At 54.2% G+C, this 21,953-nt stretch carries 21 protein-coding genes, 1 tRNA gene and 1 pseudogene; 9 read left to right on the top strand and 14 right to left on the bottom strand.

Features of this window, described 5'->3' with window-relative positions; translation table 11 throughout:
- Positions 1-36 precede the first annotated feature (36 nt).
- Positions 37-216, bottom strand: coding sequence for a hypothetical protein (locus RC85_RS14345; protein WP_068264050.1), 180 nt, complete (start codon positions 214-216; stop codon positions 37-39).
- A 496-nt stretch (positions 217-712) separates the two neighbouring features.
- On the opposite strand from RC85_RS14345, the gene rpsU reads away from it, so the two are divergent.
- Both rpsU and RC85_RS14330 read left to right on the top strand, forming a co-directional pair.
- Positions 713-907, top strand: a complete 195-nt coding sequence (gene rpsU / locus RC85_RS14335; protein WP_068264077.1) for a 30S ribosomal protein S21 — start codon at positions 713-715, stop codon at positions 905-907.
- A gap of 93 nt (positions 908-1,000) precedes the next feature.
- Positions 1,001-1,074 (top strand) — tRNA-Val (locus RC85_RS14330).
- Positions 1,075-1,353: 279 nt separating this feature from the next.
- On the opposite strand, the pseudogene RC85_RS29040 reads toward RC85_RS14330, so the two are convergent.
- From RC85_RS29040 to RC85_RS26845, 9 genes and pseudogenes are all read right to left on the bottom strand, one after another.
- Positions 1,354-2,079, bottom strand: a pseudogene (locus tag RC85_RS29040) (tyrosine-type recombinase/integrase); the annotation flags it as partial.
- A gap of 471 nt (positions 2,080-2,550) precedes the next feature.
- Positions 2,551-3,321 (bottom strand): hypothetical protein, encoded by a 771-nt coding sequence (locus RC85_RS14320; protein ID WP_149752698.1) that lies wholly within the window; start codon positions 3,319-3,321, stop codon positions 2,551-2,553.
- Between the two features lie 286 nt (positions 3,322-3,607).
- Complete coding sequence (locus RC85_RS14315) at positions 3,608-4,153, bottom strand: hypothetical protein (protein ID WP_068264042.1); 546 nt, start codon at positions 4,151-4,153, stop codon at positions 3,608-3,610.
- A complete protein-coding gene (locus RC85_RS14310; RefSeq protein ID WP_068264040.1) occupies positions 4,150-4,497 on the bottom strand; it encodes a DNA-binding protein in 348 nt (115 codons plus the stop codon). Before RC85_RS14310 ends, RC85_RS14315 begins: the two co-directional genes overlap by 4 nt.
- Entirely contained in the window at positions 4,490-4,696 is a 207-nt protein-coding gene (locus RC85_RS14305; RefSeq protein WP_068264038.1) for a helix-turn-helix domain-containing protein, read from the bottom strand. The genes RC85_RS14310 and RC85_RS14305 overlap by 8 nt, the downstream gene beginning before the upstream one ends.
- 61 nt (positions 4,697-4,757) lie before the next feature.
- The gene (locus RC85_RS14300) at positions 4,758-5,549 is read right to left on the bottom strand and encodes a hypothetical protein (protein ID WP_068264036.1); all 792 of its coding nucleotides are present in this window, start codon (positions 5,547-5,549) and stop codon (positions 4,758-4,760) included.
- A 202-nt stretch (positions 5,550-5,751) separates the two neighbouring features.
- Entirely contained in the window at positions 5,752-5,973 is a 222-nt protein-coding gene (locus RC85_RS14295) for a hypothetical protein (RefSeq protein ID WP_068264034.1), read from the bottom strand.
- Positions 5,970-6,470: a hypothetical protein gene (locus tag RC85_RS14290; RefSeq protein ID WP_068264032.1), complete on the bottom strand. Its 501-nt coding sequence runs from the start codon at positions 6,468-6,470 to the stop codon at positions 5,970-5,972. The genes RC85_RS14295 and RC85_RS14290 overlap by 4 nt, the downstream gene beginning before the upstream one ends.
- Before the next feature lie 96 nt (positions 6,471-6,566).
- Positions 6,567-7,292 (bottom strand): hypothetical protein, encoded by a 726-nt coding sequence (locus tag RC85_RS26845; RefSeq protein WP_149752699.1) that lies wholly within the window; start codon positions 7,290-7,292, stop codon positions 6,567-6,569.
- A gap of 496 nt (positions 7,293-7,788) precedes the next feature.
- Here RC85_RS26845 and RC85_RS14275 point away from each other — a divergent pair, with 496 nt between their 5' ends.
- On the top strand, positions 7,789-9,945 hold the full coding sequence (locus RC85_RS14275; RefSeq protein WP_068264026.1) for an HlyD family secretion protein: 2,157 nt from the start codon (positions 7,789-7,791) through the stop codon (positions 9,943-9,945).
- Between the two features lie 1,159 nt (positions 9,946-11,104).
- Here the strand turns inward: RC85_RS14275 and RC85_RS14265 are convergent.
- The 4 genes from RC85_RS14265 to RC85_RS14245 form a co-directional block, all read right to left on the bottom strand.
- Positions 11,105-11,602, bottom strand: coding sequence for a hypothetical protein (locus RC85_RS14265; RefSeq protein ID WP_149752700.1), 498 nt, complete (start codon positions 11,600-11,602; stop codon positions 11,105-11,107).
- Between the two features lie 762 nt (positions 11,603-12,364).
- Positions 12,365-13,120 (bottom strand): alpha/beta hydrolase family protein, encoded by a 756-nt coding sequence (locus RC85_RS14255; RefSeq protein WP_068264015.1) that lies wholly within the window; start codon positions 13,118-13,120, stop codon positions 12,365-12,367.
- Between the two features lie 185 nt (positions 13,121-13,305).
- Positions 13,306-13,779 carry a hypothetical protein gene (locus tag RC85_RS14250; RefSeq protein ID WP_238383134.1) on the bottom strand — a complete coding sequence of 158 codons (474 nt, stop codon included), beginning with the start codon at positions 13,777-13,779 and terminating at the stop codon, positions 13,306-13,308.
- A 151-nt stretch (positions 13,780-13,930) separates the two neighbouring features.
- Positions 13,931-14,509: an anthranilate synthase component II gene (locus RC85_RS14245; RefSeq protein ID WP_068264013.1), complete on the bottom strand. Its 579-nt coding sequence runs from the start codon at positions 14,507-14,509 to the stop codon at positions 13,931-13,933.
- A 159-nt stretch (positions 14,510-14,668) separates the two neighbouring features.
- Between RC85_RS14245 and RC85_RS14240 the strand changes: the two genes are divergently transcribed.
- From RC85_RS14240 to RC85_RS14210, 6 genes are all read left to right on the top strand, one after another.
- A complete protein-coding gene (locus tag RC85_RS14240) occupies positions 14,669-15,409 on the top strand; it encodes a DUF2617 family protein (protein ID WP_235033239.1) in 741 nt (246 codons plus the stop codon).
- On the top strand, positions 15,402-16,244 hold the full coding sequence (locus RC85_RS14235) for a HisA/HisF-related TIM barrel protein (protein WP_160148096.1): 843 nt from the start codon (positions 15,402-15,404) through the stop codon (positions 16,242-16,244). The genes RC85_RS14240 and RC85_RS14235 overlap by 8 nt, the downstream gene beginning before the upstream one ends.
- A 146-nt stretch (positions 16,245-16,390) precedes the next feature.
- Complete coding sequence (locus tag RC85_RS14230) at positions 16,391-17,269, top strand: phosphatase PAP2 family protein (RefSeq protein ID WP_068264011.1); 879 nt, start codon at positions 16,391-16,393, stop codon at positions 17,267-17,269.
- A 258-nt stretch (positions 17,270-17,527) separates the two neighbouring features.
- Complete coding sequence (gene dnaG, locus RC85_RS14220) at positions 17,528-19,417, top strand: DNA primase (protein WP_235033240.1); 1,890 nt, start codon at positions 17,528-17,530, stop codon at positions 19,415-19,417.
- A 218-nt stretch (positions 19,418-19,635) separates the two neighbouring features.
- On the top strand, positions 19,636-21,336 hold the full coding sequence (locus RC85_RS14215; RefSeq protein ID WP_068264006.1) for a sigma-70 family RNA polymerase sigma factor: 1,701 nt from the start codon (positions 19,636-19,638) through the stop codon (positions 21,334-21,336).
- A gap of 21 nt (positions 21,337-21,357) precedes the next feature.
- A complete protein-coding gene (locus tag RC85_RS14210) occupies positions 21,358-21,669 on the top strand; it encodes a DUF952 domain-containing protein (protein WP_068264004.1) in 312 nt (103 codons plus the stop codon).
- Positions 21,670-21,953 lie beyond the last annotated feature (284 nt).

The following is a 21,953-nucleotide window of genomic DNA, read 5'->3' as shown; positions in this document are numbered from 1 at the left end:
GCATTTGCGAAGCATCCGCTCGTTGCGACTCCTCCGCTAAACAACATCCCCATCAAGCTCATTATCCAGCGTCACGCCCAGTCCTTTTAGAACTTCCTGCAACTGGCTGTCCAAGGCGTCCAACTGGTCAAGCACATCATCCTGACGCTGTTCAAGTTCGCGAAGCAATTGCCCGGGTTCTTGGTCATCAACTTGGTGAGTAGGTGTTGGCGACATGGGCTGACAGCATCCGTGCGGCTGATGGGGAACGGCGAAGAAGTTGCGGTCGCAGCCGTCATCGCAAATTGACGATCGGCTGCTGACCTGCCCGAAACATCGACCGCCTTTCCGGACAATCCGCAGCGATCGGTCGGTCGCAGCGATCGGTCAAGGCTGACAAGAAATGCCGGTTTTTCGCCCTGTAACGAAGATTTCGATTGCCCGGCCCGCGTCTCAGCTTGTCGTCTAATGCGGTCTCACCGGCGATTCGCGGGTGGTTTGTTGGAACAAAAGCGAATTTGAAATGGGCCAATCGAGTCAAATAAGACGATAAACCCTTAAAAACTGGTCAATTCCGTTGCGGATGCCCATTGCCTCCGATGTGGGGCTGGCATTAAACTTCCGATCCAAATTCAGTTGGCGGGATACCGAAGTGCATTTCGTCCAGCACGTCCCTTTTCAAACCAGGGGAGAATCAATCCAAGATGATTTCAAAACGCGATTCGGAGCAAAGATGGTCAAGTTAGTCGTTCGAGACCGAGAAACGATTCAAGAAGCAGTCCGCCGATTTAGAAAATTGGTCGAGCGAAGCGGCATCAAGAAAGAAATGCGTCGCCGCGAATACTACGAAAAACCCAGCGAAACCAACCGCCGCGCCCGCCTACGAGCCGAACGCCGCGCCCGCCGCACAAGAATGCTGGCACGCTAGAAATGGCGACAAGCTGTCAGCAATCAGCCAAAAGCTGACAGCCACCAAAAGAGCATCTGACAAGAAGCAGCCCATCCACAAAGCTTCTTTCCAGGGCGATTAGCTCAGTTGGCTAGAGCGCCTCGTTTACACCGAGGATGTCGGGGGTTCGAGTCCCTCATCGCCCATTTCGATTCCCCTTGTGACCCGCTTGAACCGTCTTTTACCGGCGTTTTCTCAATGCGTCGGGCACTATGCTGGTTGCTGCTGGCGGGGTCTAGGGGCTGATTTGGTCCACAAAGTGGTCCACGTTTTGGAGTGTGGACCACTTTTGAGTTCGGCTGAGTCGCTGCCCGCCGCCGGGCCTCAGCGGTCGCCATCGCGTAGTACTCCCAGATGACCGCGGGCGAGTTTCCCACCCACGATGCCACGTCCACCACGTCGTGACCTGCCCGAAGTAGGTCCGTGATCGCCGACTTCCGACCGTTGCTGAATAGGTTGGGCCAGGGATTAACGCCGGCACGCTTCATGATCTTCAGCATCGCTGAACGGATCGCTGAATCACTGGCGTCAACGAACCGTGGGAACACTGGGGACGAAAGCGGAGTTTCAACGCCTGGGTTCACTAAGTCCCGCAAGTCTTCGAGGTACGGCCGCAAGTCAGCCATGATCGGTGCGGTCCGCAGGCCTCGCTTTTGATGATGCTCTGTCTTCGGAGCTTTGATTCGAAGATGGGGGTCATCGTCGCTCAGATCAATGTCGGACCACTTCAGCGTTTGAATCTCACTTGGGATGCGGAAACCGATCAAGCGATTCAGGGCGACGATGCAACGCATCTCAGCACTGTGTGGCGAGAACTCAATGATCCGGTCGAACTGTTGCTCAGTCACGTAGTGGAACCGCTCGGGGTTCGCATGGACGGACGCTGCGATTCCGTGGAAAGGATTTTCCGTCAGCCACTTCGATTCGATGGCGTGTTTGAAGATTTGGCGACAGATGCCGATTCGCCGGCGGACGGTGTTCACATCCAGGTCGTCACGTTCCTTATCGCGTTCGTTGCCCTCAATCGCCAGCCACTCACGAAAAACCAGCGCGTCGGCTTTGGTGATCGAGTCAATCGCGCGAGTCTCACCAAAGTGCTTATCCAGAACCGTCCACGCTTGGCCGTAGGTTTTCTTGGTGGATTCTTTCATGGACTTCTTTGATTTCAAGAATGCATCGTAAAGCACCTTGAGGGTTCGCGGCGGTTCAGCCACCGCGCGAGCTTCGACCAGATCCTTATCAACCAACTTGATGTGCTCGTGATCCTTCAAGCTGTCCAACCAGTCAAGCGTTGTTCGATGCGGTGGCTCGGTTCGCTCGGCTGAATCAAGCAAGTGTTCGACATGAACGCGGATAACTTCGGCCTGCCCTTCGTCGCCCTTCCACATCATCGTCCGCCGCTTGCGATCGATAGACCAGCGGATCCGCCACGTCTTTGGTCGGCTTCGGTCTTCGGCTTTAGTCACTTTCGGCATCGTGTTCATCTTCACGTCATCAAGGGAAGGAAAGCCAACGGCGGGCCGGATGATGAAGTCCGGTTTTTGGGGATCAGCCTAGCCGTCGACACGGTGGAGGTTATCGGATTGGTTCTTGGGTTGTCAAAGATCAGTCGGGAGCGGTGTTCAGGTCGAAATCGGTTTGGAGTCGCTGGCAAAGCCAATCAGCCGCCTTGGAATACCACGGCTATCGAACTCTTTGCCGATCAATTCACGGATTTGGGCGTCGTTCAGGCCGTTCTTGCGGCCGGCTAGGATCACCGGGCGTTCAATCGACGAAAGCCGTCGACGGAGCCTTTCTTCGTCGGTCGTCGCACTCCTCGGTCGTTTGGATTGCTCGATCGGTTCGGGCCAATCGTCGGACGGATCAGTTCTTGGGTCGCACGATCGCAATCGGGTAACCAACGCGCCGGGGTTGAACTTGGGGCCTGATCGTTGGTAGTGGTCCACGATGGCGATGACGTGACTAGGCGTTACGCCAGAGCCGCGTGCGTCGGCGATGGCTTGCTTCCACACTGTCGGTCGACGATCCGAAGGAAGAGCCAAAAAACAATCCTCCACCACCGCCCAATCGAAGGTGGAAGGGGGTGGGGTTTTAGGGTTCTTGGGTTCTAAGGGTATAGATAAAGAGTGATTTTCTTTTGTCCGCAGTTTTGTCCGCAATCTGTCCGCGATACTGTCCGCAGTTTTGTCCGCGATACTGTCCACGCTTTTGTCCGCAGTACTGTCCGCAGTGAGATTGTCAATTCCGGCGGCTGAGGGGAACGGCTTTTCGCCTAAGATTGCCGCGCGGTTCAGGGTGATGCGGATGATCTTTTCCTGGGTACTGGTCCGGCGACCCGCCGGCGATTCCTTTATGAAATCCGTGAAGAATCCTTGGGCGTTCAGTTCGTCCAATGCACGGTCCAATACACGTTTACGATTTCGCAAGTCCTTGGTATCGGTCGCAATGTCACGATCAGACGCAAGCCGCGTTCGTGATCGTTTGAGTGGTTGCCATCCACTGACTCGGACGATCAGCATCGCAACCGACCACGTGACGGAACCAGGACGAAAGCCAGTGTCGGCCAAGCATCGTTCCATCTGTTCGCATCGTTGGGCACACAGACGACTGCGGGCCGCGTCGTCACGGTCACACTCCTCCGCCATGTCGATGATGGGGGTTTCCCTTCTGACGTTCTGCTCATCCATGACGGCCTCCTTTGAACGCTGCGACGATTACCACCGCATAGCGCCCTCGCTGAGTGCGTCGTCGTTTGCTGGTTTCGTGGAAGCATCCTGATTTCAACATTGCCTTGACGGCACCGCAAACGCTCTGAATCGCAATCCCGGTTAGCTCGCTGATTTCATCACGAGTCGCACCGTAATCGCCGCGTCCGTTGACCAGGGACTCGCATCGTTCACGCTGAGTCGAAGAACCATTCAGTGAAGAGGCGACCGCCGCCGCTCTGGTTTGCTTGGCCTCACTACCGGCGTCGAAAAACGCTGGCTGTGTCGCGAGATTGGGGTCAGATGTTGTTTGTGATTCACGTTCCCGCCGCCGGCAAACCACACGATCGATAGCGGATTCCATTTCCGCAGCATTCCAGATTCGCTTACCGGCAGCCCGCCAGCGTTTGGCGATTTGGTACCGGATTTCGTCTCGCTCGGCTTTGGTTGCCGCTTGCCGGTGGGCTTGCTTCGTCGTACCCTGGGTTTGCGAGACTCCGGGGGTTGGTGCGTTTGTCATACCGTGCCAGCCCCTTTTTCGTTGGTGGACGCTTCGGCTTTCTTTTGGTCCGCCGGACTGCCTGTTCTCATTTTCGCAATCACGTCGTCAACGAGGAATCGCCGCGTCTTGCCGCCGCCGTGGAGTGACGGGATCGTGCCCGCCGCCGCTCGTCGTTCGACCCACGAAAGCGAAACGCTCAGAATCTCGGCCAACCGCCGGGCATCGACGATCAGCGGAGCCGGCTGCATTTCGGGCCGTTGCTTGGCACGGTCGAGTTCTTGCCGGACCATCGCCCGGAGATCATCGACGACCGGGCCGAACATGCCGGTAATGTCGTCGGCTTGGAATTGGATCTCAGCCATTGGTCACCGCCTCGGTTTCTTGAGGGCGACTACTAGTCGCGATCAACTCCGCTGCAGCAATCGCTTCATCGGCAGGAAACCGCATTCGGTTGGCGTCACGCACAAACGGCAACTTGCCAGCCTTGGCGTGTTTGCGGATCCACGCTTCGGTAAGTCCCAGGATTTCCGACAACTCGTGAATAGAAAGAAACTTCGTCACGTTCTAGTTCTCCCAAAGTGATTAATTGAATCAACGATGGGCGAAGTTTAGCGCGGTGTAGCTACACCACTTCAACTACACCACTGCTACACCATTCAGAAAAGTCGAAGTTTTTTGGATCAGCAATTTGCCACCGCTCGCCGTCGTAAACAATCATCGTGTGAAAAGCGTGGTGGGTCAGTTTTTCTCTTCGTAGTTTGGCGGACGTTCGGCGGAAGGCCTGCGAAACCGTCCTGAGATCGCGTTCGACTCGCCTAATGTCTTTTAGCGTAGTTCCATTCTTTGACTCTGCAATCACTTTCAAGACCCTTGCACCTTGGGGTGTGAATTGCTCAAAGAAACGATGCTTGCCCCACTGGACGGTTTTGTATTCATCGTCACTGGTGACAAATGCCTCCCGGTCAAGCTCATTTTGCTTGCCGTTGGACAGTCGAAGCGATGATTCGATCTTAGGGCTTACCTTGATTGAATCACCACGTTTAGCTTGTCGGCGAACTTCGTATTTTTCCGCCAATACATCCTTATCCAACGCTTCCGACGACGCGGTCAATTCTGGTTCGACGGCGCGGTAGATTGCAAGCATGTCTTCAGTGCCTGGGTTCAACTCGGCACGTTGGAGAGATCTGACGATGGTAAGAATGCGTCCGCGAAAACTAGGTTCAAAGCTCGCGATGTCAGCGGCATCGATTGCAAGCCGAACCGCTTCGTAAAATGCATCGCGTGAATTTTCCCAGATGCTTCGCAAAACATAGTCACGCGTGTCTTGCTCAAAATTGACGCGATCTTGTTTGAAGACAGCTTGCTTATCGATCGCATCGGCAAAGAGTGCGAGCAGTCGCTCTACAGTATTCATTTTTATCCTTGCGTAGTGGGCCGATCTATCCGGCCGACAACGCAAAGAAACTTGCAGCCGGATAGATCGTGCGACCGGAGCTACCGGCCTACCCATCAAATCGCGGTTGTCACGCCGCGATGTGTTGAAACGCTGATTGACGGTCAGCGAAGCTCTCATTTTGCCCGATCTGAATGACGCAGGACAGATGCCGTTGTGTCTGTCAGACGGCGGCGATCCTTTTGACCGTATCGCGGCCCTCCATCGGTGACTTTTGCACGATGTCGATCAGTTCACTGATTCCGGCGGATGCCAAACCATCTAGGCCGACAGCGTTGTTGACGATCACGGTCACGATCGCCCTTGCTTGCTTCTCCGCACCGCTGGAACCGGCGTTGCGGCCTTGGTTAGCGAGTGTCAGCAAGTGTTCAAGCGAGCGACTCACGATGATGAACCCGCTGCGAAAAGTACACTCGCAGCCGTAGAAAGCCGGCCAAAGAGCGATAGTCTTGATGGCTTCCGTTTATCTTCGCCCGGTAGCAATCTTTGCTTTGCCTCTTTGAACGCATCCGACTTGATGATCTTCGACAGCAGTGTCGCGCCATCGATCGCCAGATTGATGTCTCGACCGTTCGGCGACTCGACCAACGCGGCTCGGCATTTGCGAAGCGTGTCGAAGTCAACGTCACCGATGTGGCGACCGTGTTTGAGGTTCTCGAGCAGTCGCGTCGGCGGTTCATGCACGTGACCGACGACGAAGCGTTGGTGAATGATGAAAAGCATCGTATCGAACGCGGGCAGAAGAAACTTGATGCCGACTTCTGGACTGCCAGACATGCGGCACGTGTCTGCTACCGTGATCAGCGAGCGGCAATGGAGCAAAAGGTACTCGGTTCGATCTTCGCGGCTCAGTTGTTTGCCGGTGTATTTGTTCTTGGACATGGTTTTCGTCTTTCAAATTGGTTTTGATGTTGTTGAGTTAGGCAAGGAAACCGGCGTTTGGTTTCCTAGTGAGAATCGTCGGGAAAGAGAGCTTTCCTACGCGGTGGCAAGTTGGCGACAAGGTGGTGTCGTCGCGGCGGGTTCCCAACGGACCGCGTTGAACTCCTCATCTGCGAGCTTTCCCAGTGTCTTGAAGCGATCGAACGACGACAGCGACGCGCCCACGTCTTGAAGGGTCCAACCCTTGCCCAATGCATAGACCAGTTCGGCTTTCAGAAATTGAGCGTCGCCGGTATCGGCCATCGCCGCCAATCGTGCGGCCGATGTCGCAACTCGGTGTCGCTGGGCGTCCATTTCCCACGGCTCGGGCAGGTTCAGCAACAACGCTTGGAGTGCTGACGATGATGAACCAACCGCGGCGTCATCGATCTCGGCAGACTTGATGACGACGCGGGCCATCGGTTCCGAAGTGCCGGACCATTTGAACATCCGTGACTGTCCCGCCGTTTCCTGGTGTTCAGAACGCCGGATAAGTTTGAGTTCCTGCAAGGTGACAAGGTCACGTGCGACGGTGCGTTCACACCATCTTTCCCCGGTCTGTTCGCGGAGCTTGTCGGTCACGTTATCGACCGTCAGAAAACCGACTCGGGATGCCGCGATGATCGCTGCCACTTGAAAGAGTCGGCGGGCTTGGCTCAACCGGCTCGGTGCGGCTTGATCGCGTTTTCGGCTTCGGTGGTACTCGGCAAGTTCGCGGAGTCGTTCCGCTTCACGTTGGCGGGTGGCACTTCCAATCACGGCAGTAGAGTTTCGTTTGCTCATAGCAAAACCTTTCGCGAACCACTTGGGTACGCGCGTGCAACGGCTGATCGACACGCTTTAACAGCCGGCTTGTACCCCGGCCCGATTGGGCTTCATTCCCCGGCCAATGCCGGATCAACACTTGGCACACGATCGACGCATCGACCAGCCGTTGCATTCCTAATTTGTCAGATGGTACAAGCCGGCGTTGTCACCGATCGGGAGGAACTCGATCGACCAAGCCGCAAAGGTGTTAAAGCCCAAGCGACAACCAGACAGATACAAGCAGTTTTGCGGGTGTCCAGCGTGGCGTCAAGTTCCACCGGCCGAAAAGGCGTGACACGTTCTGTCATCATCTCAAGAAGTACACGTATTCAGGCATCGTTCGCGTGGATGACCGAAACGGGCATCTGGTTAAATGAAGCACGTGTGAACTTGCAATTGACACTAAAGTTCGTCAAGTGAATCATTTGTAACTCAGACTCAATTGCTCAAGCGAACTCAGACGAGGCGAACCATGGATAACATCGGCGGACTAAACTACAAAGTTGCCTCCGACGTCACGGGGTTCACTCAAGGCATGGTTTTGTCACGGAGCGAACTCGCCGCGACCAAACGAGAAGTTCGCAAGAGCCGCTCTGACTATGAAGTCTTAGAAGAGAAGTTAAACACCGTCGAAAAGGCGTACAAATCCGGTGCGATTTCAACCCAGGAGCTTGAACGCACGACAAAGCGTTTGCGCAGCGAAACAAAGGAATCCAAAGCCGCGCAAGCTGATCTAGCCAGAGAAATGGAACGCGGCCGTGCCACAACGCGAAGCGTGGAGACGGCGACCGAAAAATACACGCGGGAAGTCAATGACCTAAGCCAACAGCTTCGTCGCGGTGCGATCTCTCAGACCACCTACGGCCGCGCCGTCGCTAGGCAACGAAACGAACTTCTGCAAAGCCGCGCAGCGATGGCTGCCAACATTCCCGTCCTCGGCCGCATGCAGGGCATGGTAGGCGGAATGCCACCCGCTTACGCCGCCGCCGCCGTCGGCATTGCCGCCGCCACGGCTGGTCTTTACTTGTTCGGTCGCGGCGTCAGGCACACGATCGACCGAGTCGCCGAACAAATGGCCGCGATCGATCAGCAGGCAAAGATGGCATCGCGACTGGGGGCAACGCTGGACGGCTTGTCAGCTATTCGCCTAGGCGCTTCTCACGTTTCCGGCTTGGAGAATTCAGCGGTGGACATGGGGATCCAACGCATGATGCGGCGAACGGCCGAAGCTGCGAAAGGGATGGGCGAAGCAAAATCAGTGTTCAAGCAATTGAACCTGGATGCTGCAAAGCTTGCGAAGCAACGACCAATGGACGTCTTCAAGACGTTGGCTGACGAGATTTCCAAAGTCAAAGACAGATCGGAACAAATGCGGTTGACTTTCAAGCTGTTCGACTCCGAAGGCGTGGGCTTGGTTTCCTTCCTTCGTCAAGGTTCCGAAGGCGTCGAAGAGTTTGAGGAAAAAGTAAAAGCACTTGGCATTAGTCTAAATTCGATCGACGCCGCTCTTATCGAGCAAGCGAACGATGCCGTCGCCGACGCCGAACTCGCATGGGACGGACTCTACAACAAACTGGCTGTTGATGTTGCGCCCGCGATCACACTGGTCGCAAACGAGCTTACCACCTTGATTTCTGGATCCTCTAGCTTGGAATCAAAAGGGCTGTTCCCTGGGTTGTCAGAAGAAATAATTGGCCACACTTCTAATCTTTATGACCTCTTCGACGCATACCGTGCGTTCAAAAACTTTGACATGATGGGGGTTGTAGATGCCCTCAGCTTTAACACGTCTACTGAAAACCTTGAAAAGCTCGGCAAGATCCGCGACGAAGCAGAAGCCAAAGCTGCTAAGCAATTCATGGAAGATGCACTGGCGAGAGACGATGCGGAAACGGTCAGACAAATTGAAGCCGATCAAAAGAAGCAAGCATCTTTCGACAAGGTCGCAGCACGCGAAGCGATCGCCGCCAAGGAAAACAGCGACCGACTCAAACTGACCGCCAAGGAACGCGAGCAGTACGATAAGGATGCACAGTTCCGCTCCGAAATGCGACGCGCAAAACAAATCGAAGAGCAAGCGATAGCCGATAACATCGAAGCAACCGAAGCAAAGAAGCTGCGAACTCTTATCGAACAAAACGCACAGCTCGAACGTCAGAATCGACTCGCCGATGAAGCAGCCAAGCAGGCGGAAAAAGACAATAGGAAAAAAGATGCTGACGACGAAAAGGCCACTAGTGAAATCGACAATGAGAATCTACGGATTCAAGCCGCCGGCGATCGCATCACCCAAAATAATCTAACTGAGCACGAGAAGTTTCTTAAGCGATTGCAAGAAACGCAAAATCTTGTCGACGTCGGAGCGATCAACGATAAAACGGCCGAACGGGAACGCCAGGCCGCAAGAGGCGACTACCAAAAGACTCTCGCCAGTCAGCCACGCGGCGGTTCCACCATTCGCGCTAACAGCACCGAGGCCTACAAAGAAATTGCCCGAGCCTACAATCAATCTCAGGCACGAAACACAGCCGAAAAGGAAGCTCTTAAGTACCAAAAGCGTCAGCTCGAACTTACTGAACGATTGATTGAAGTCACGGAAGACATGGATAGATTCATTTCTGGCGTATAAGCAAATCCGGGCTGCTACGCGAAATCGGCGACGACTAGAAAGACGCTTGGTTTCTAATCCGCGTCACCCTTAACCCCCCCCCCCTACCCGCGCTCAAAATGCGCGACATTGCGGGTGGTCTCCGCTTGGCGACCTCGGCAGAAAATGACGCCCCCCGGGCCTGCAAGCAAGCGCGAGGCCTAGCTCAGGTTGCCTCGCTTGATGATGAATGGGCCGCTAGCTCGCGCAGCAGCGACAGAAGGCGAGTGACGCCCTCAGGGCTGAGCTGAACGGGGGTAAGTTCCCCAAGCCGATACCGAAGCTCAGCCCGCAAGTTGTCGAGCGATTCAGATGGGTTTGCCGGTTGCTGCTGGTCAGTGCCGTGGTCCACAAACTGGTCCACACTTGCGTCTGCATCAATGCACCGCCTCAACTCACCCCGCGAATTACGGGCGTTTTGCTCGTTTCCATCGGGCTGGTTGGGTTCCCTCATCGCCCATTAAGGCCCATGTTCGTGAATCCTCACGATTGGCCCCAAGCGGAATTGAGCCCGGTTTTTCCGGGCTTTTTTTGTGGTCTGACGTTTCCGGCCAATCCGGGGCCGCTGCTGTCTGCTTCGGGTTTTGCTTCGCCTTTGGGATGCGAAAATTCGGGCATCGAGCTGCTTGGCGGTTAAGCCGTTGTTCAGCGTCAAAGTTTCACGTGTCGTCGGTTTGGTCGCGTAGCGAACCAGGGCTGGCAGCTCCCTGCCGGGTGCGCGAGCACCCGGATGGCTGCCCCACATCAATTCTCTGGCTCGGTTTCGCGGCGTAGCCGCGAAACCGAGCCAGAGAATTAGTGAGAGATAACGCTGCCATCCGGGGATTTACATCCCCGGCAGAGAGCTTCCGTCCCTCCGAGGACTATTCACGAACGTTATGATCATGAATTGAACGGGGACAGGGCACGAGCGAGGGACGAAGAAAAAGTCACGGGGGTAATTAACAACCATCGCAGCAAAACTACCCTCGCCGCCTTTTCCGGGTCCCACGTCGCTATGCAACTCTGTTTCAGCATGAACACGCCCTGTCCCCGTTCGACTCCGTTCGTCCCCGTTCGACTCAAAGATGGAGCTGCGTCGCTAGGAAGGAAGCGAAGAGCTCGGTCGTACAATTGAGCTGCAGTAGCCAGGGTTTATTCTTCAACGTCTCCTAGACAATTCGCGTCGGATTTCCGCTATCTCGCGTTTTACGGAGGCCAGTTCTCTCTCCGCAGCTTGCTGCTCGCTCTGCAGTGTTGCGACCGTACGGTGCAACTCTTTTACTTGTGATGCGGCCGATTTCTTGCTGGCATCGAGTTCTCGGCGTAAGTTATCCAAGGCCTTCGATGAGTTGCCGATGTTCGCGACGACACTCTTGGTGATTTGATCGGCGAATGTACGCATCTCCGCAGTATTGCTGCGAAATTTCAGCTTGCTCGATATTTCGGAAACGACTTCGGCGAGTATCTCTTTGTGAAGTTTCTCCAGCGTCTTTTCCGTCGCCACAGTTTCATTGGCAACACGAACTTCGCGAGCGCTAAGTGTGCCCGCAACTCTTACGTCACCAGAAAACCTATCTTCTGCGGTTGCGGACAATGCGACTGCTGACGCGAAGAGCATTCCAGCAACATGAAAAATGGTGCGATTGATCCAACTCATTGTTTGCTCCAACTATGAACGATTTTGACATTTATGGACGAACGAATAACCGAACGGGGACAGGGCACGAGCAAGAACCGAACGGAGAACCGAACGGAGAACCGAACGGAGAACCGAACGGAGAACCGAACGGAGAACCGAACGGAGAACCGAACGGAGACAGGGCACGCGCAAGAGCCAACGACTGAAATGATAGCAAGTGCGATTGCGGATTGTCCCTGTTTTGCAGGAGTATCCCAGTTTGGATACTGCTACAGCATGAACATGCCCTGTCCCCGTTCGGTTTGTGCCCTGTCCCTATTCGTTTTTACGTTCGGTTTTTGGTGCTGTATGCGAGACAGAAAGCGGCATGATTACCGCGCATCATCGTTTTGCCCCCTCATCGTTTTGCCAAAACAGTCAGTGTAGGCCGGTTCCTACCGGTCAATTCCAACGCGAATGCTCTGAAACGGACGAAGAAAGGGTCACCGGGGTAGTTAACAACCATCGCAGCAAAACTAACCCCGTCACCTTTTCCGAGTCCAGCGGCCAAAATCACGTCGTCATGCGACTCTGCTTCAGCACGAACATGCCCTGTCCCCGTTCGGTTGATGCGTCTGGCGAAGTTATTTTGGCGTCGGAACGGCAAAAAGACTGTGGACAACGCCATTCGTGTCGCACACCTTTTTCGCTCCCGGACTTCCGGGCTTGGCGATCGATTCTTGCTGCGCGCGAAACGCGTATTGATTTGTGCCTTGGCGAAGTTCAGTTTGAATTCCAAGGTCAGGTGACAACGTATCGGTCTGCCCATGTTGCCAACATGGCGGCGACGAATCGAGCGTCGGCTGGGTCGTCGAGCATGTGGTTGGCACCGTCGATTGAAACGAAGCTTTTGGGGTGCCGGGCGGTGTTGTAAATCTGTCTGGCGTTTTCGATGGAAACGATCGTGTCGATGGGCGAGTGAAAAATCATCAGCGGCTTTTTTAAGTCGGCCAACGATTCGCCGACACGATTGCTTTGAATGTCTTCCAGAAAATGCTTTTGGATTCGCAGCTTTCGTCCGCCGATCGAAACGCAGGCGCATCCGTCTTCTTCGATCGCCGCGACTTGGTCGCCAAACAAGTGAGACACATGAGCCGGTTCGCTTGGTGCACCGATGGTTGCAACGGCGCGGATGCTGTCGATTTTCTCCGCTGCCATCAGCGACGCCGCACCGCCTAGGCTGTGTCCGATCAACAACGAGGGTGCCATCTGCTGGGCGGCCATTGCATCGGCCGCGGACATTAAGTCATCAACGTTTGATGAGAAGTTGGTGTTCGCAAAATCGCCTTCGCTGTTGCCCAGCCCCGTGAAGTCGAAACGCAACGCTGCGATTCCATGCTCGGCAAGTTCCTTGGAGATCCGGCTGGCCGCTTTTGCGTTTTTAGAACACGTGAAGCAGTGAGCAAAAATTGCGTGCCCGGTCGGTTTGCCATCGGGCAACTCCATCCGGCCGGCGAGCGTTTGACCATGTCGATTGGTGAAGTTGAATTGGGTCATTCGTTCATTCAAGAGAATCGGTCAGCGAGAGATTCGCGATCCAGTACGCCTAAGAAACTGTTTAAATCGTAGCTGATCCCGCTGAGGGTTCAGTCCACGATCGGATCGAGCTCGACTGAACCCTGAGCGGGATCAGCTACGGGCAGGTCGCTGGCAACGTCCGAGGTCTGTTTAAAAAACAGCGTCTACGGATTCGGGCGATCTTGGCGTAGGAAATCGGTCACGGTTCCCGACTCTTTTTCGGCTGGCTGCGGTGTGAAGAGCGAACTAAAGAAACCTGGTTTCTTTTCAGCCGTCTTACTCGCAGGCGTTCGCGACGACGCTGTGAAGAAGTTGGTCGGATTCAATTTCTGTGGATTGAAAACATCTTTTGTCTTCTTCCAACTGTTGGAAGCTGTTTGTCCGACCTCTTGGAACAGTCCATCTTTCTTTTTGGTAATGCGAGCTTTCTCGTCGGTGCCCGGCATCAAGTTTTGGAAGCTTGGCATCTTGAACGATGGCATCTTCCAATTGGCTGGATTGAGTGGTCCCAACGGAGCAGCACCGCTGTCCTGCGCGAAGGCGGCAGAACTAGCTGTGAGTTGTAATGCGACCGTCAGTGCAAAAGTCGCTGCAAAAGCGAACACGCGGTGCCGAGGCGGTAACGACTTCCCAAACATTGCTACAAATCTCCGTTGTTGACTGAAAACGAAGGACTGATGACAAGCCGGTCATCCACCCTTCGACTCCGCTATGCCATGTTTGATTGTGTCCCGGCAAGATCAATTTTGGAAAAACGTTTCTCGATTCGCAGGTCGATTGTCCTGACGTTCACCAATCCAAAAACCGGCTAATCAATTCAATTCCCGGCTCCGTCAAAAAACTCTCGGGGTGAAACTGCCAGCCTTCCATTTTGTGCTGGCGATGTCTGACGCCCATGATTTGGCGCACGTTGCCGGTATCCGTCCAAGCCGAAACTTCCAGCGAATCAGGAATCGACGAGGGTTCAATCACGAGGCTGTGATAGCGTGTTGCAATGAACGGGTTGGGGAGACCAGCGAATAAACCTTTATCGTCGTGCATGATCGCATCGGTTTTTCCGTGCATCAATTCGGGTGCACGAACGATGTCGCCGCCCAAACATTGACCAATCGATTGATGGCCTAGGCAGACGCCAAGAATTGGAATCTTGCCAAGAAATTTTTCGACGCACGAAACACTGATCCCCGCTTCGCTTGGCGTACACGGTCCGGGCGAAATCAACAGCCGAGAAGGACCAAGCGATTCAATTTCTTCCGTGGTAATCTCGTCGTTGCGAAAAACCTTGATCTCAATCGAAGGATCGATCTCGCCCATTCGCTGGACCAGGTTGAAAGTAAAGGAATCGTAGTTGTCAATCACAATGACCATCGGTCAGCCCTGCTCACAATATCTGTTCAAAAATGTCAATGCAAATTTGCGATGAAAACCTAAAAAATAGATTCTTCGCACGAACAGCTTAAACGCTCTTTAGCCCGTTGCGATACGGTGCGTATAATGGACAGACGGACAAGACAGGGTGACCGCTTGGTGCCCCTTTCAACGCTTGTCTTTTATCGACTCTTTTCCAACGCCGGTTCGATTGAATTTCGTTCGACTAAATTTCGTTCGATTGAATTTCAACTGATCCGTCGCAAACGAATTCGTTCCTTTTTCTTCCACGGTAAACGGCCAGTGCTTTCGGTTCGCCCTAAAGTTGCGGAACTCGCATTCCACGTATTCAGCCGTTCGCTGCATCCGGAACTCTATACCATTCACCAATCACGTTTGGTCGAACGGACAGAGTATCAAGCCAGGATCGACATCACCAATTGCGGACATGTGGTGACTTGGAACGTTCCCAGTTCCAACAGTGATAACGAAGACAAGTTGGCCGCCACGATTTGCGAAGTGGCAACCAGCGCCCATCAACCGCTGCCGAAACGGCGATTGCTGATGTCAAAACCGCTGAAGGGCAGTCGCACCGAGCGTGCGAATTGCAGAAAAGGCGTCGGCTACCGAACTCATTTTCAATTGGAATCGGTTGGACCAGATTTGTTTTGGATGGTCGGTCAACAACTCAGCAAGGGTGCGACCGAAGGCTTGCTTCATCAATTTGATGCCAGCGGACGAATGGCACTGGGCGCACTCAGTTACATCAATATCGAAACACGCCAAAAGTCGATGCTGATTCAAGCCATTCACACCTTTCCCGACGACTACGCCATCGTCAAAGTGGAATCGCTGTTCTCGATTGGCGACGATGCTTCCGACGACGATTGTATTGTCTGATTTGAAATCGCTTTTTCACACTGAAGAAGTCGCGTCGTTTGTTGGCGTCATCGATCTTAAAGATGGCAGTGCCGTTCATGCCGTGCAAGGGAAACGGGATCAGTATCAACCCGCTGAGTTTTGCTGCGGTGATGCTGAGTTGCTGTTACAGCATTACGTACAGCTTGGCATCCGGCGGTTCTACATCGCAGATTTAGATGCAATCACAATGGACGATCCCAACACGAATCTAATCGTGAAACTGGCATCGGTTTGCGATTCGATTGATGATTGCGATGAGATAATTTTTGATCTCGGTTGGCGTGGTGGCGATTGTTCACGGTCCACCGGCACAAAGTTAATCGAACAATTGAGCAAGCAATTCAAAAAGTCTTGTTGGATTGCTGCGACCGAGACGATGACGAATCCAGCATCCATTTCCGAGCTGGTGGATGTTGTCGGATCGGAAAAGGCGGTCCTGGGCTTGGATTATCGAGACGGCCGTTTACAGGGCCAGCGTTTCCAGGGTCAGCGTTTCCAGGGTCAGCGTTTCCAGGGTCAGCGTTTGCAGAGCCAGGAATTCGACGAAAGTGATTGGATAATCGCCGCAAATCAGGCGGGTATCCGGCGTTTTCTGCTGCTTGATCTATCGTCGGTTGGCTCGAAAAATGGTCCCGCGACCGTCGATTCTTGCAAGAGAATTTTCACGTCGCTTCGTGGTTTGCGGGATAGTTGCGATCCGCTGATTTATTCGGGTGGCGGAATTCGCTCGGACGAGGATGTCAGGGCGTTGAGCCGGTCTGGCTGCAACCGATTTCTGTTGGCGACAGCGTTGTATCCGCGAGCCGTCTACTAGCAACAAGAAATCCGAGAACGAATCTTTCGTTGCCGGTGGTTTTTTGAGTAGCCTCCCAACACTGAAGACGACCGAACGCTTCGGGAGTCGTCAGCAAGGCGGATTGCAGGGTCACAGATTTCTGGTCAGGAAGACGGTCTGAAACAATGAATAGTCGAAACGAATCAGGACTTGGTCTCGCCGAAACCACTGCGTCGCAGGAGCTAACGGCATCGGGCAATGGGTTTCCGAGCACTGCGTACAACACTGTTAGTTTCCGGCTAGCTAGCTTGTTGTGGATGGCGGGGATCACGCTATTGATGGTCCCGATGGCGACGCTTTTCGATGTTTCGATCGCTCGCTGGATCGCAACGGATCCGTTACCTGATTTCGCCGTACGGATTCTGAATCTTTCGGTGTACTACGCGCAAGGCATCGGGGTTTTCTTGATGCTGACGTCGGTGATTCTATTGATGCCTCGTCGCCGATGGTGCGTCCCACGCTTGGCAACGCTGGCGATGGGAGCCGGAGCGGTTGCAACGCTCGCGAAAATGTTTGTGCTTCGACCACGCCCCAGCACTCTTTATCTGGAGGCCGCAGGCTATGACTACGCTTGGATTTGGGCCATCGATTGGAACCTCTCACAAGTCGCCACCTTCGATGCCGGTACGCGTGCGTTCCCCAGCGCATCATTGGCGACAGCGACCGCATTGACGGTTGGGCTTTGGGCTGTTCAACCCAAGGGCCGTTGGCTGTTTGTCTCGCTATGCGTCGGGACGATGCTGCAACGAACCTATTGTGGAGCCCACTTTGTCAGCGATCTGTTTGGATCAGCCTCGGTGGGTCTGGGCTGGGCTTACGTCTGTTACCACCCCAGCTTGATGGGTTCGGTTTTCGACAAAATGGAACCGGGCCGTGAAGCGAGAGTTCGCCGTCGTTATTACAAGCGAACCGAATCGACCAACCAATCCCGAAAAGCTGGCCTGAACGAGGCGACCGAAGAAATCCAGCAATCGCCGCCAAATGATGACCGAATCGCCGCGTAAAAATGGCGTTTCCCTGACGCTTTTCGGTCAACGCCACTTTGCAAGTCGTGTCGAGCCCCGCGATACAGGGCAACCTGATGGCATGCCGTGTGTCGCAGAGCCCCACACGGCCTACGTTTGTAAATTGTCGAGGAATCGGCAATCGATTGAAATCGATGTCGCCAGCTTTACGACGTGAAAGTTTCCAGAGACAATCGTGGACCGATTTGATTACTTTCACTCCGAAAGCCGGGTTACTTCAACAGCGGAATTTGACGCTTGTCCTCACCAATGGACTTCGATCTAAAAGAACGTGTTCGTTCGGCCGTCGATATCGTTGATATCATCGGCGCTACGCTAGAAATCCACCCTCAGGGACGCAACTTCGTCACCCGCTGTCCTTGGCACAACGACCACCGTCCGTCGATGACGATCAACCAAGAACGCCAATCTTGGAAATGCTGGCCGTGTGATATTGGTGGCGACGTCTTCAGCTTTGTGATGCGACGTGACGGAGTCGACTTTCCAACCGCGATGCGAACGTTGGCGGAAGTCGCAGGAATCCAGATCGAGCAATACACCGGTGGAAAACGCACGGACCCCGGCAGCCCGGACGATCGTGAAACACTTCTTTCAGCAATGAAATTGGTTGCCGACGACTACTTCCACCAGCTTGATGATCCCAAAACTGACGACGCAAAATTGGCTCGCGACTACTTGGCGTCACGTGACATCGATGACGAGAACCGGAAGCGTTTTCGGATTGGTTTTTCACCTGATTCGTGGGACCACGCCGTCAATCTTTTGCATCGGAACAAGTTCAGCGGCGAGGTCGCGCATGCTTGCGGTGCGGCTTCCGCCAAGCTTTCGGGCAACGGTTACGTTGACATGTTTCGCGGTCGCCTGATGTTCCCGATCCATGACTTGCAAGACCGCCCAATCGCCCTGGGTGGAAGGTTGATTCCAGAGATTGCAAAACGTCTTGGCGACAAAGCAGGCGGCAAGTACATCAACGGACGCGAAACGAAACTGTTTCGCAAATCACACCAACTCTACGGATTGCAACTGGCGCGCGACGCCATCCGCCGTGACGGTCAAGTCATGGTGATGGAAGGTTACACCGACGTGGTTGCGGCACGAAAATCGGGCGTCGAACCAGTCGTTGCGGTGCTGGGGACAGCACTGACGACCGAACACGTCAAGATTCTGAAACGCTTCGCCGACCGCGTCGTTTTGGTGCTTGATGGCGACGCCGCGGGCAAGAAAAGAGCCGATGAAGTGCTGGAATTATTTGTCGGCGCAGAAGTTGACTTGCGAGTACTGACGTTGCCAGAAAACAGCGATCCAGCCGACTATATCGGCGCAAACGGACGCCAGCAATTCGAGTCACTGGTGTCGTCGGCACCTGATGCGTTGGATCACAAGCTAACGCGTTTGACTGAGGGAATTGATTTTAAAAACGACACTCACGCGGTCACCAAATCCGTCGATACAATGTTGGGAATTTTGGCGAAAGCTCCCGCAGGACTTCGCGTCGATCAGATGATGTTGCGACTGGCTGACCGTTTTAATTTCCGAGTCGAACGGTTGGAACAACGTCGAACGGCGCTGCGTGATCAGGCCCGCGATCGCGCACGTCGGGTTCGTAAAATTGCGCCAGCCGAAAAAGACGTCGATCGTCAGACCGTTCAAGAATCACCAGCGGCACGGCGACCGGTACCGCAAAAGCTTCCTCCGATTACAGGCCTAGATTTGCATCTTTTCGAGGCCTTGTTCGAGAATCCTGAATTGGCGGCGGGAGCGGTCGAGGCGATCGATCCGGCTTGGCTCAGCAGCGTCACTGCGAAAATGCTTTTGTCGGCCTATCAGGATTTAGAACTCCGCGGCGAAACGCTCGATGGCGACACATTATTGTCAATCATCGAAAACGAACCGCTGAAAAATGCAATCGTGACCATCCAATCTCGCGTCGATGCCAGGGGCGATAAAGTTTCCGAAACCGCAGCAACACGCTACGCCGATGTCCTGATGCGTTATCGCGAAGGCGATCAAAATCGGGCAATCGCGGAAGTTGGATCTTCAATGCTAGCGGAGAATGAAGAGCAGGAATTGCTGGAAAAACTGTTCGAGGAAGCGAAATTGCGGCAGCAATCTAAAACAAAATTTTGAAAAACTTGCCGTAACAGCCAAAATTGCCGTAGGCAAAAATCAAAAAGCGTCACACACTTTGTTTTCCGTGAAGGAACACACGGAAGTTGATTTTTAAGTGTGAGTACCGCAGTCTTGCTTGCGAGCTGCAAACGTGATTGTTTCCCGGCAATCACGCAGACCCCTCAGCGACGATGATCGTCGCTGTAAAACAACTACCCAAAACATGAGGTTTTGAGATGAAATTGATGGATCAAGAATTGTCGGCGTTGATCGCTCGTGGCCAAAAGAATGGCTCGCTCACGTACGAAGAAGTAAACGCTTATCTTCCCGATGAAGATGTCAATCCTGAAAAGTTGGACATGCTGTTGTTGGCGGTCGAACGCAACGGCATCGAATTGATTGAAGCTCCCAAGAAGATGTCAGTGCGAGCCAATGCACCGGAGCCGAATGTTCCGGGCATGCGAAAGCCATCCGGCGCTTTAACGTCAGGTGCCTCGATCGCTGGCGAATCAGCCGAAGACGATGACGTTCGGTTGGTGACCCAAGTTGATTTGCCAAAAGCAAGCGACGATCCGATCCGAATGTACCTGAGCCAGATGGCCGAGATTCCTTTGCTGACCCGCGAAGAAGAAATCTCCCTGGCCAAGAAAATCGAAATCACTCGCCGACGTTTCCGACGCACACTGCTGGAATCGGACTACGCACTGCGAGCCACCGCGGCAACGCTAAAGAAGGTCCACGAAGGCGAGCTTCCCTTTGACCGCACGATCAAGGTTTCACTGACCGAGCGTTTGACCAAGGAACAAATCAGTGCTCGGATGCCTCACAACCTGAAGACGCTAGAGCGTTTGATCGGCCAAAACAAATCAGATTTTGAGCTGCTGGTTCGCAAAAGCACTTCGCCACGGCTGAAATCAGAAATTCGCCGCCGTTTCATCCGCAGTCGCCGTAAAGCGTTGCTGTTGGTCGAAGAACTTTCACTGCGAAGCCGCCGAGTCACACCGCTGCTGGGTCAGTTGGAAGAAATCTCGCGTCGCATGAACTTCATCCGCGAACGTCTGCAAACCCTTGGCACCGATGCGATGAGCCGCGATGAAGCAGCGGATCTTCGCCAAGAACAACGCGAACTGATGCTGGTGACACAAGAAAGCCCCGTCAGTCTTCACAACCGCATGACGGCTGCCCGTCGTTACTTCGATGAATACGAAGACACCAAACGCGAACTCAGCAGCGGTAATCTGCGACTAGTCGTTTCGATCGCAAAGAAGTATCGCAACCGCGGCCTGTCGTTCCTGGACCTGATCCAAGAGGGCAACACCGGTCTGATGCGTGCGGTGGACAAGTACGAGTATCGTCGCGGATTCAAATTCAGCACCTATGCAACTTGGTGGATTCGCCAAGCGATTACGCGAGCGATCGCTGATCAGGCTCGCACGATCCGTATTCCTGTTCACATGATCGACGTGCTCAGCAAGCTTCGCCAATCTCAAAAGCGTCTGACCCAAGACCTGAAGCGTGAACCCACTTACGAGGAAATCTCGTTGGACACCGAAGTGCCAGTGGAAGAAGTTCGCCGCGTGATGGATATCGGTCGCCATCCCGTCAGCCTGGATCGCCCGGTTGGCGAAGGCGAAGACAGCAGTTTCGGTGAGTTCATTCAAGACAACGACAGCCACAATCCAGTCAAGATGGCCGCTAGCGGAATCCTGCGTGGCAAGATCGACGAGCTTTTGCAAACGTTGACCTTCCGCGAACGTGAAATCATTCGATTGCGTTACGGCTTGGTTGATGGCTACAGCTATACGCTGGAAGAGTGCGGCCGAATCTTCAAGGTGACTCGCGAGCGAGTTCGCCAGATCGAAGCCAAGGCAGTGGCCAAGCTGCAAAGCCCATCACGAGCCGATCGCTTGTCGTCATTCCTAAAGACTGCTGCTTAGGCAAGATTGGATAGAAGCATCGTGGATCCCAACCTGCTTTACAAAATCATTCCAGCCACCGAGTGGAAGGCGGCCGAGGCCGCCGGATCATTTGGTGGAAGTGGAATCGATTTGGAAGATGGTTTCATTCATCTTTCATCGGCTGAACAGGTGAGTGAGACCTTGCAGAAATACTTCGCCAATCAAACGGGATTGGTGCTGTTGGGGATCGATGCCGAAGCCTTGGGCACGACGCTTCAATGGGAACCGTCCCGTGGCGGAGCGTTGTTCCCACACGTTTACGGTGAGATTCCCGTTTCGGCAGTCAAGAGTGTCGAGCCAATCGAGAATTGACGTAGGCCGGAACAAGCTTAGCGCAGTTCCGGCAATCCAATGTGGTGGAATGCACTTGCCGGAACGCTCCCGAAATAGCTTCCCGGTTTTCCCATAGCTGGGCCCACTCAGGGTTCAGTCCATCATGAGCTGTGCCCAACGCCGTGAAGGGTTTCTAAATCGTTTAACCGCGTGGGCATCGCCCCGCGCGTCCACGCTGAACCAAACGCGCGGGGCGAAAAGTAGCATGGCGGCCCCCCGCCGTGGACTCTCCCCGCGCACTGTGGGGCCGCACGACGCGCGGG

The sequence above is a fragment of the Rubripirellula obstinata genome, assembly GCF_001642955.1.
GTDB lineage: Bacteria > Planctomycetota > Planctomycetia > Pirellulales > Pirellulaceae > Rubripirellula > Rubripirellula obstinata.
Note: the sequence above shows the minus strand (reverse complement) of the source record. Positions and strands in the feature narration are given on the sequence as shown.

Coding starts and splice junctions, on each gene's coding strand:
- RC85_RS14265 (WP_149752700.1), bottom strand. CDS start 11,602: ATGAGTTGGATCAATCGCACCATTTTTCATGTTGCTGGAATGCTCTTC.
- rpsU (WP_068264077.1), top strand. CDS start 713: ATGGTCAAGTTAGTCGTTCGAGACCGAGAAACGATTCAAGAAGCAGTC.
- RC85_RS14315 (WP_068264042.1), bottom strand. CDS start 4,153: ATGACAAACGCACCAACCCCCGGAGTCTCGCAAACCCAGGGTACGACG.
- RC85_RS14230 (WP_068264011.1), top strand. CDS start 16,391: ATGAATAGTCGAAACGAATCAGGACTTGGTCTCGCCGAAACCACTGCG.
- RC85_RS14255 (WP_068264015.1), bottom strand. CDS start 13,120: ATGACCCAATTCAACTTCACCAATCGACATGGTCAAACGCTCGCCGGC.
- RC85_RS14215 (WP_068264006.1), top strand. CDS start 19,636: ATGAAATTGATGGATCAAGAATTGTCGGCGTTGATCGCTCGTGGCCAA.
- RC85_RS14310 (WP_068264040.1), bottom strand. CDS start 4,497: ATGGCTGAGATCCAATTCCAAGCCGACGACATTACCGGCATGTTCGGC.
- RC85_RS26845 (WP_149752699.1), bottom strand. CDS start 7,292: ATGAGCAAACGAAACTCTACTGCCGTGATTGGAAGTGCCACCCGCCAA.
- RC85_RS14245 (WP_068264013.1), bottom strand. CDS start 14,509: ATGGTCATTGTGATTGACAACTACGATTCCTTTACTTTCAACCTGGTC.
- RC85_RS14275 (WP_068264026.1), top strand. CDS start 7,789: ATGGATAACATCGGCGGACTAAACTACAAAGTTGCCTCCGACGTCACG.
- RC85_RS14345 (WP_068264050.1), bottom strand. CDS start 216: ATGTCGCCAACACCTACTCACCAAGTTGATGACCAAGAACCCGGGCAA.
- RC85_RS14250 (WP_238383134.1), bottom strand. CDS start 13,779: ATGTTTGGGAAGTCGTTACCGCCTCGGCACCGCGTGTTCGCTTTTGCA.
- RC85_RS14300 (WP_068264036.1), bottom strand. CDS start 5,549: ATGAATACTGTAGAGCGACTGCTCGCACTCTTTGCCGATGCGATCGAT.
- RC85_RS14290 (WP_068264032.1), bottom strand. CDS start 6,470: ATGTCCAAGAACAAATACACCGGCAAACAACTGAGCCGCGAAGATCGA.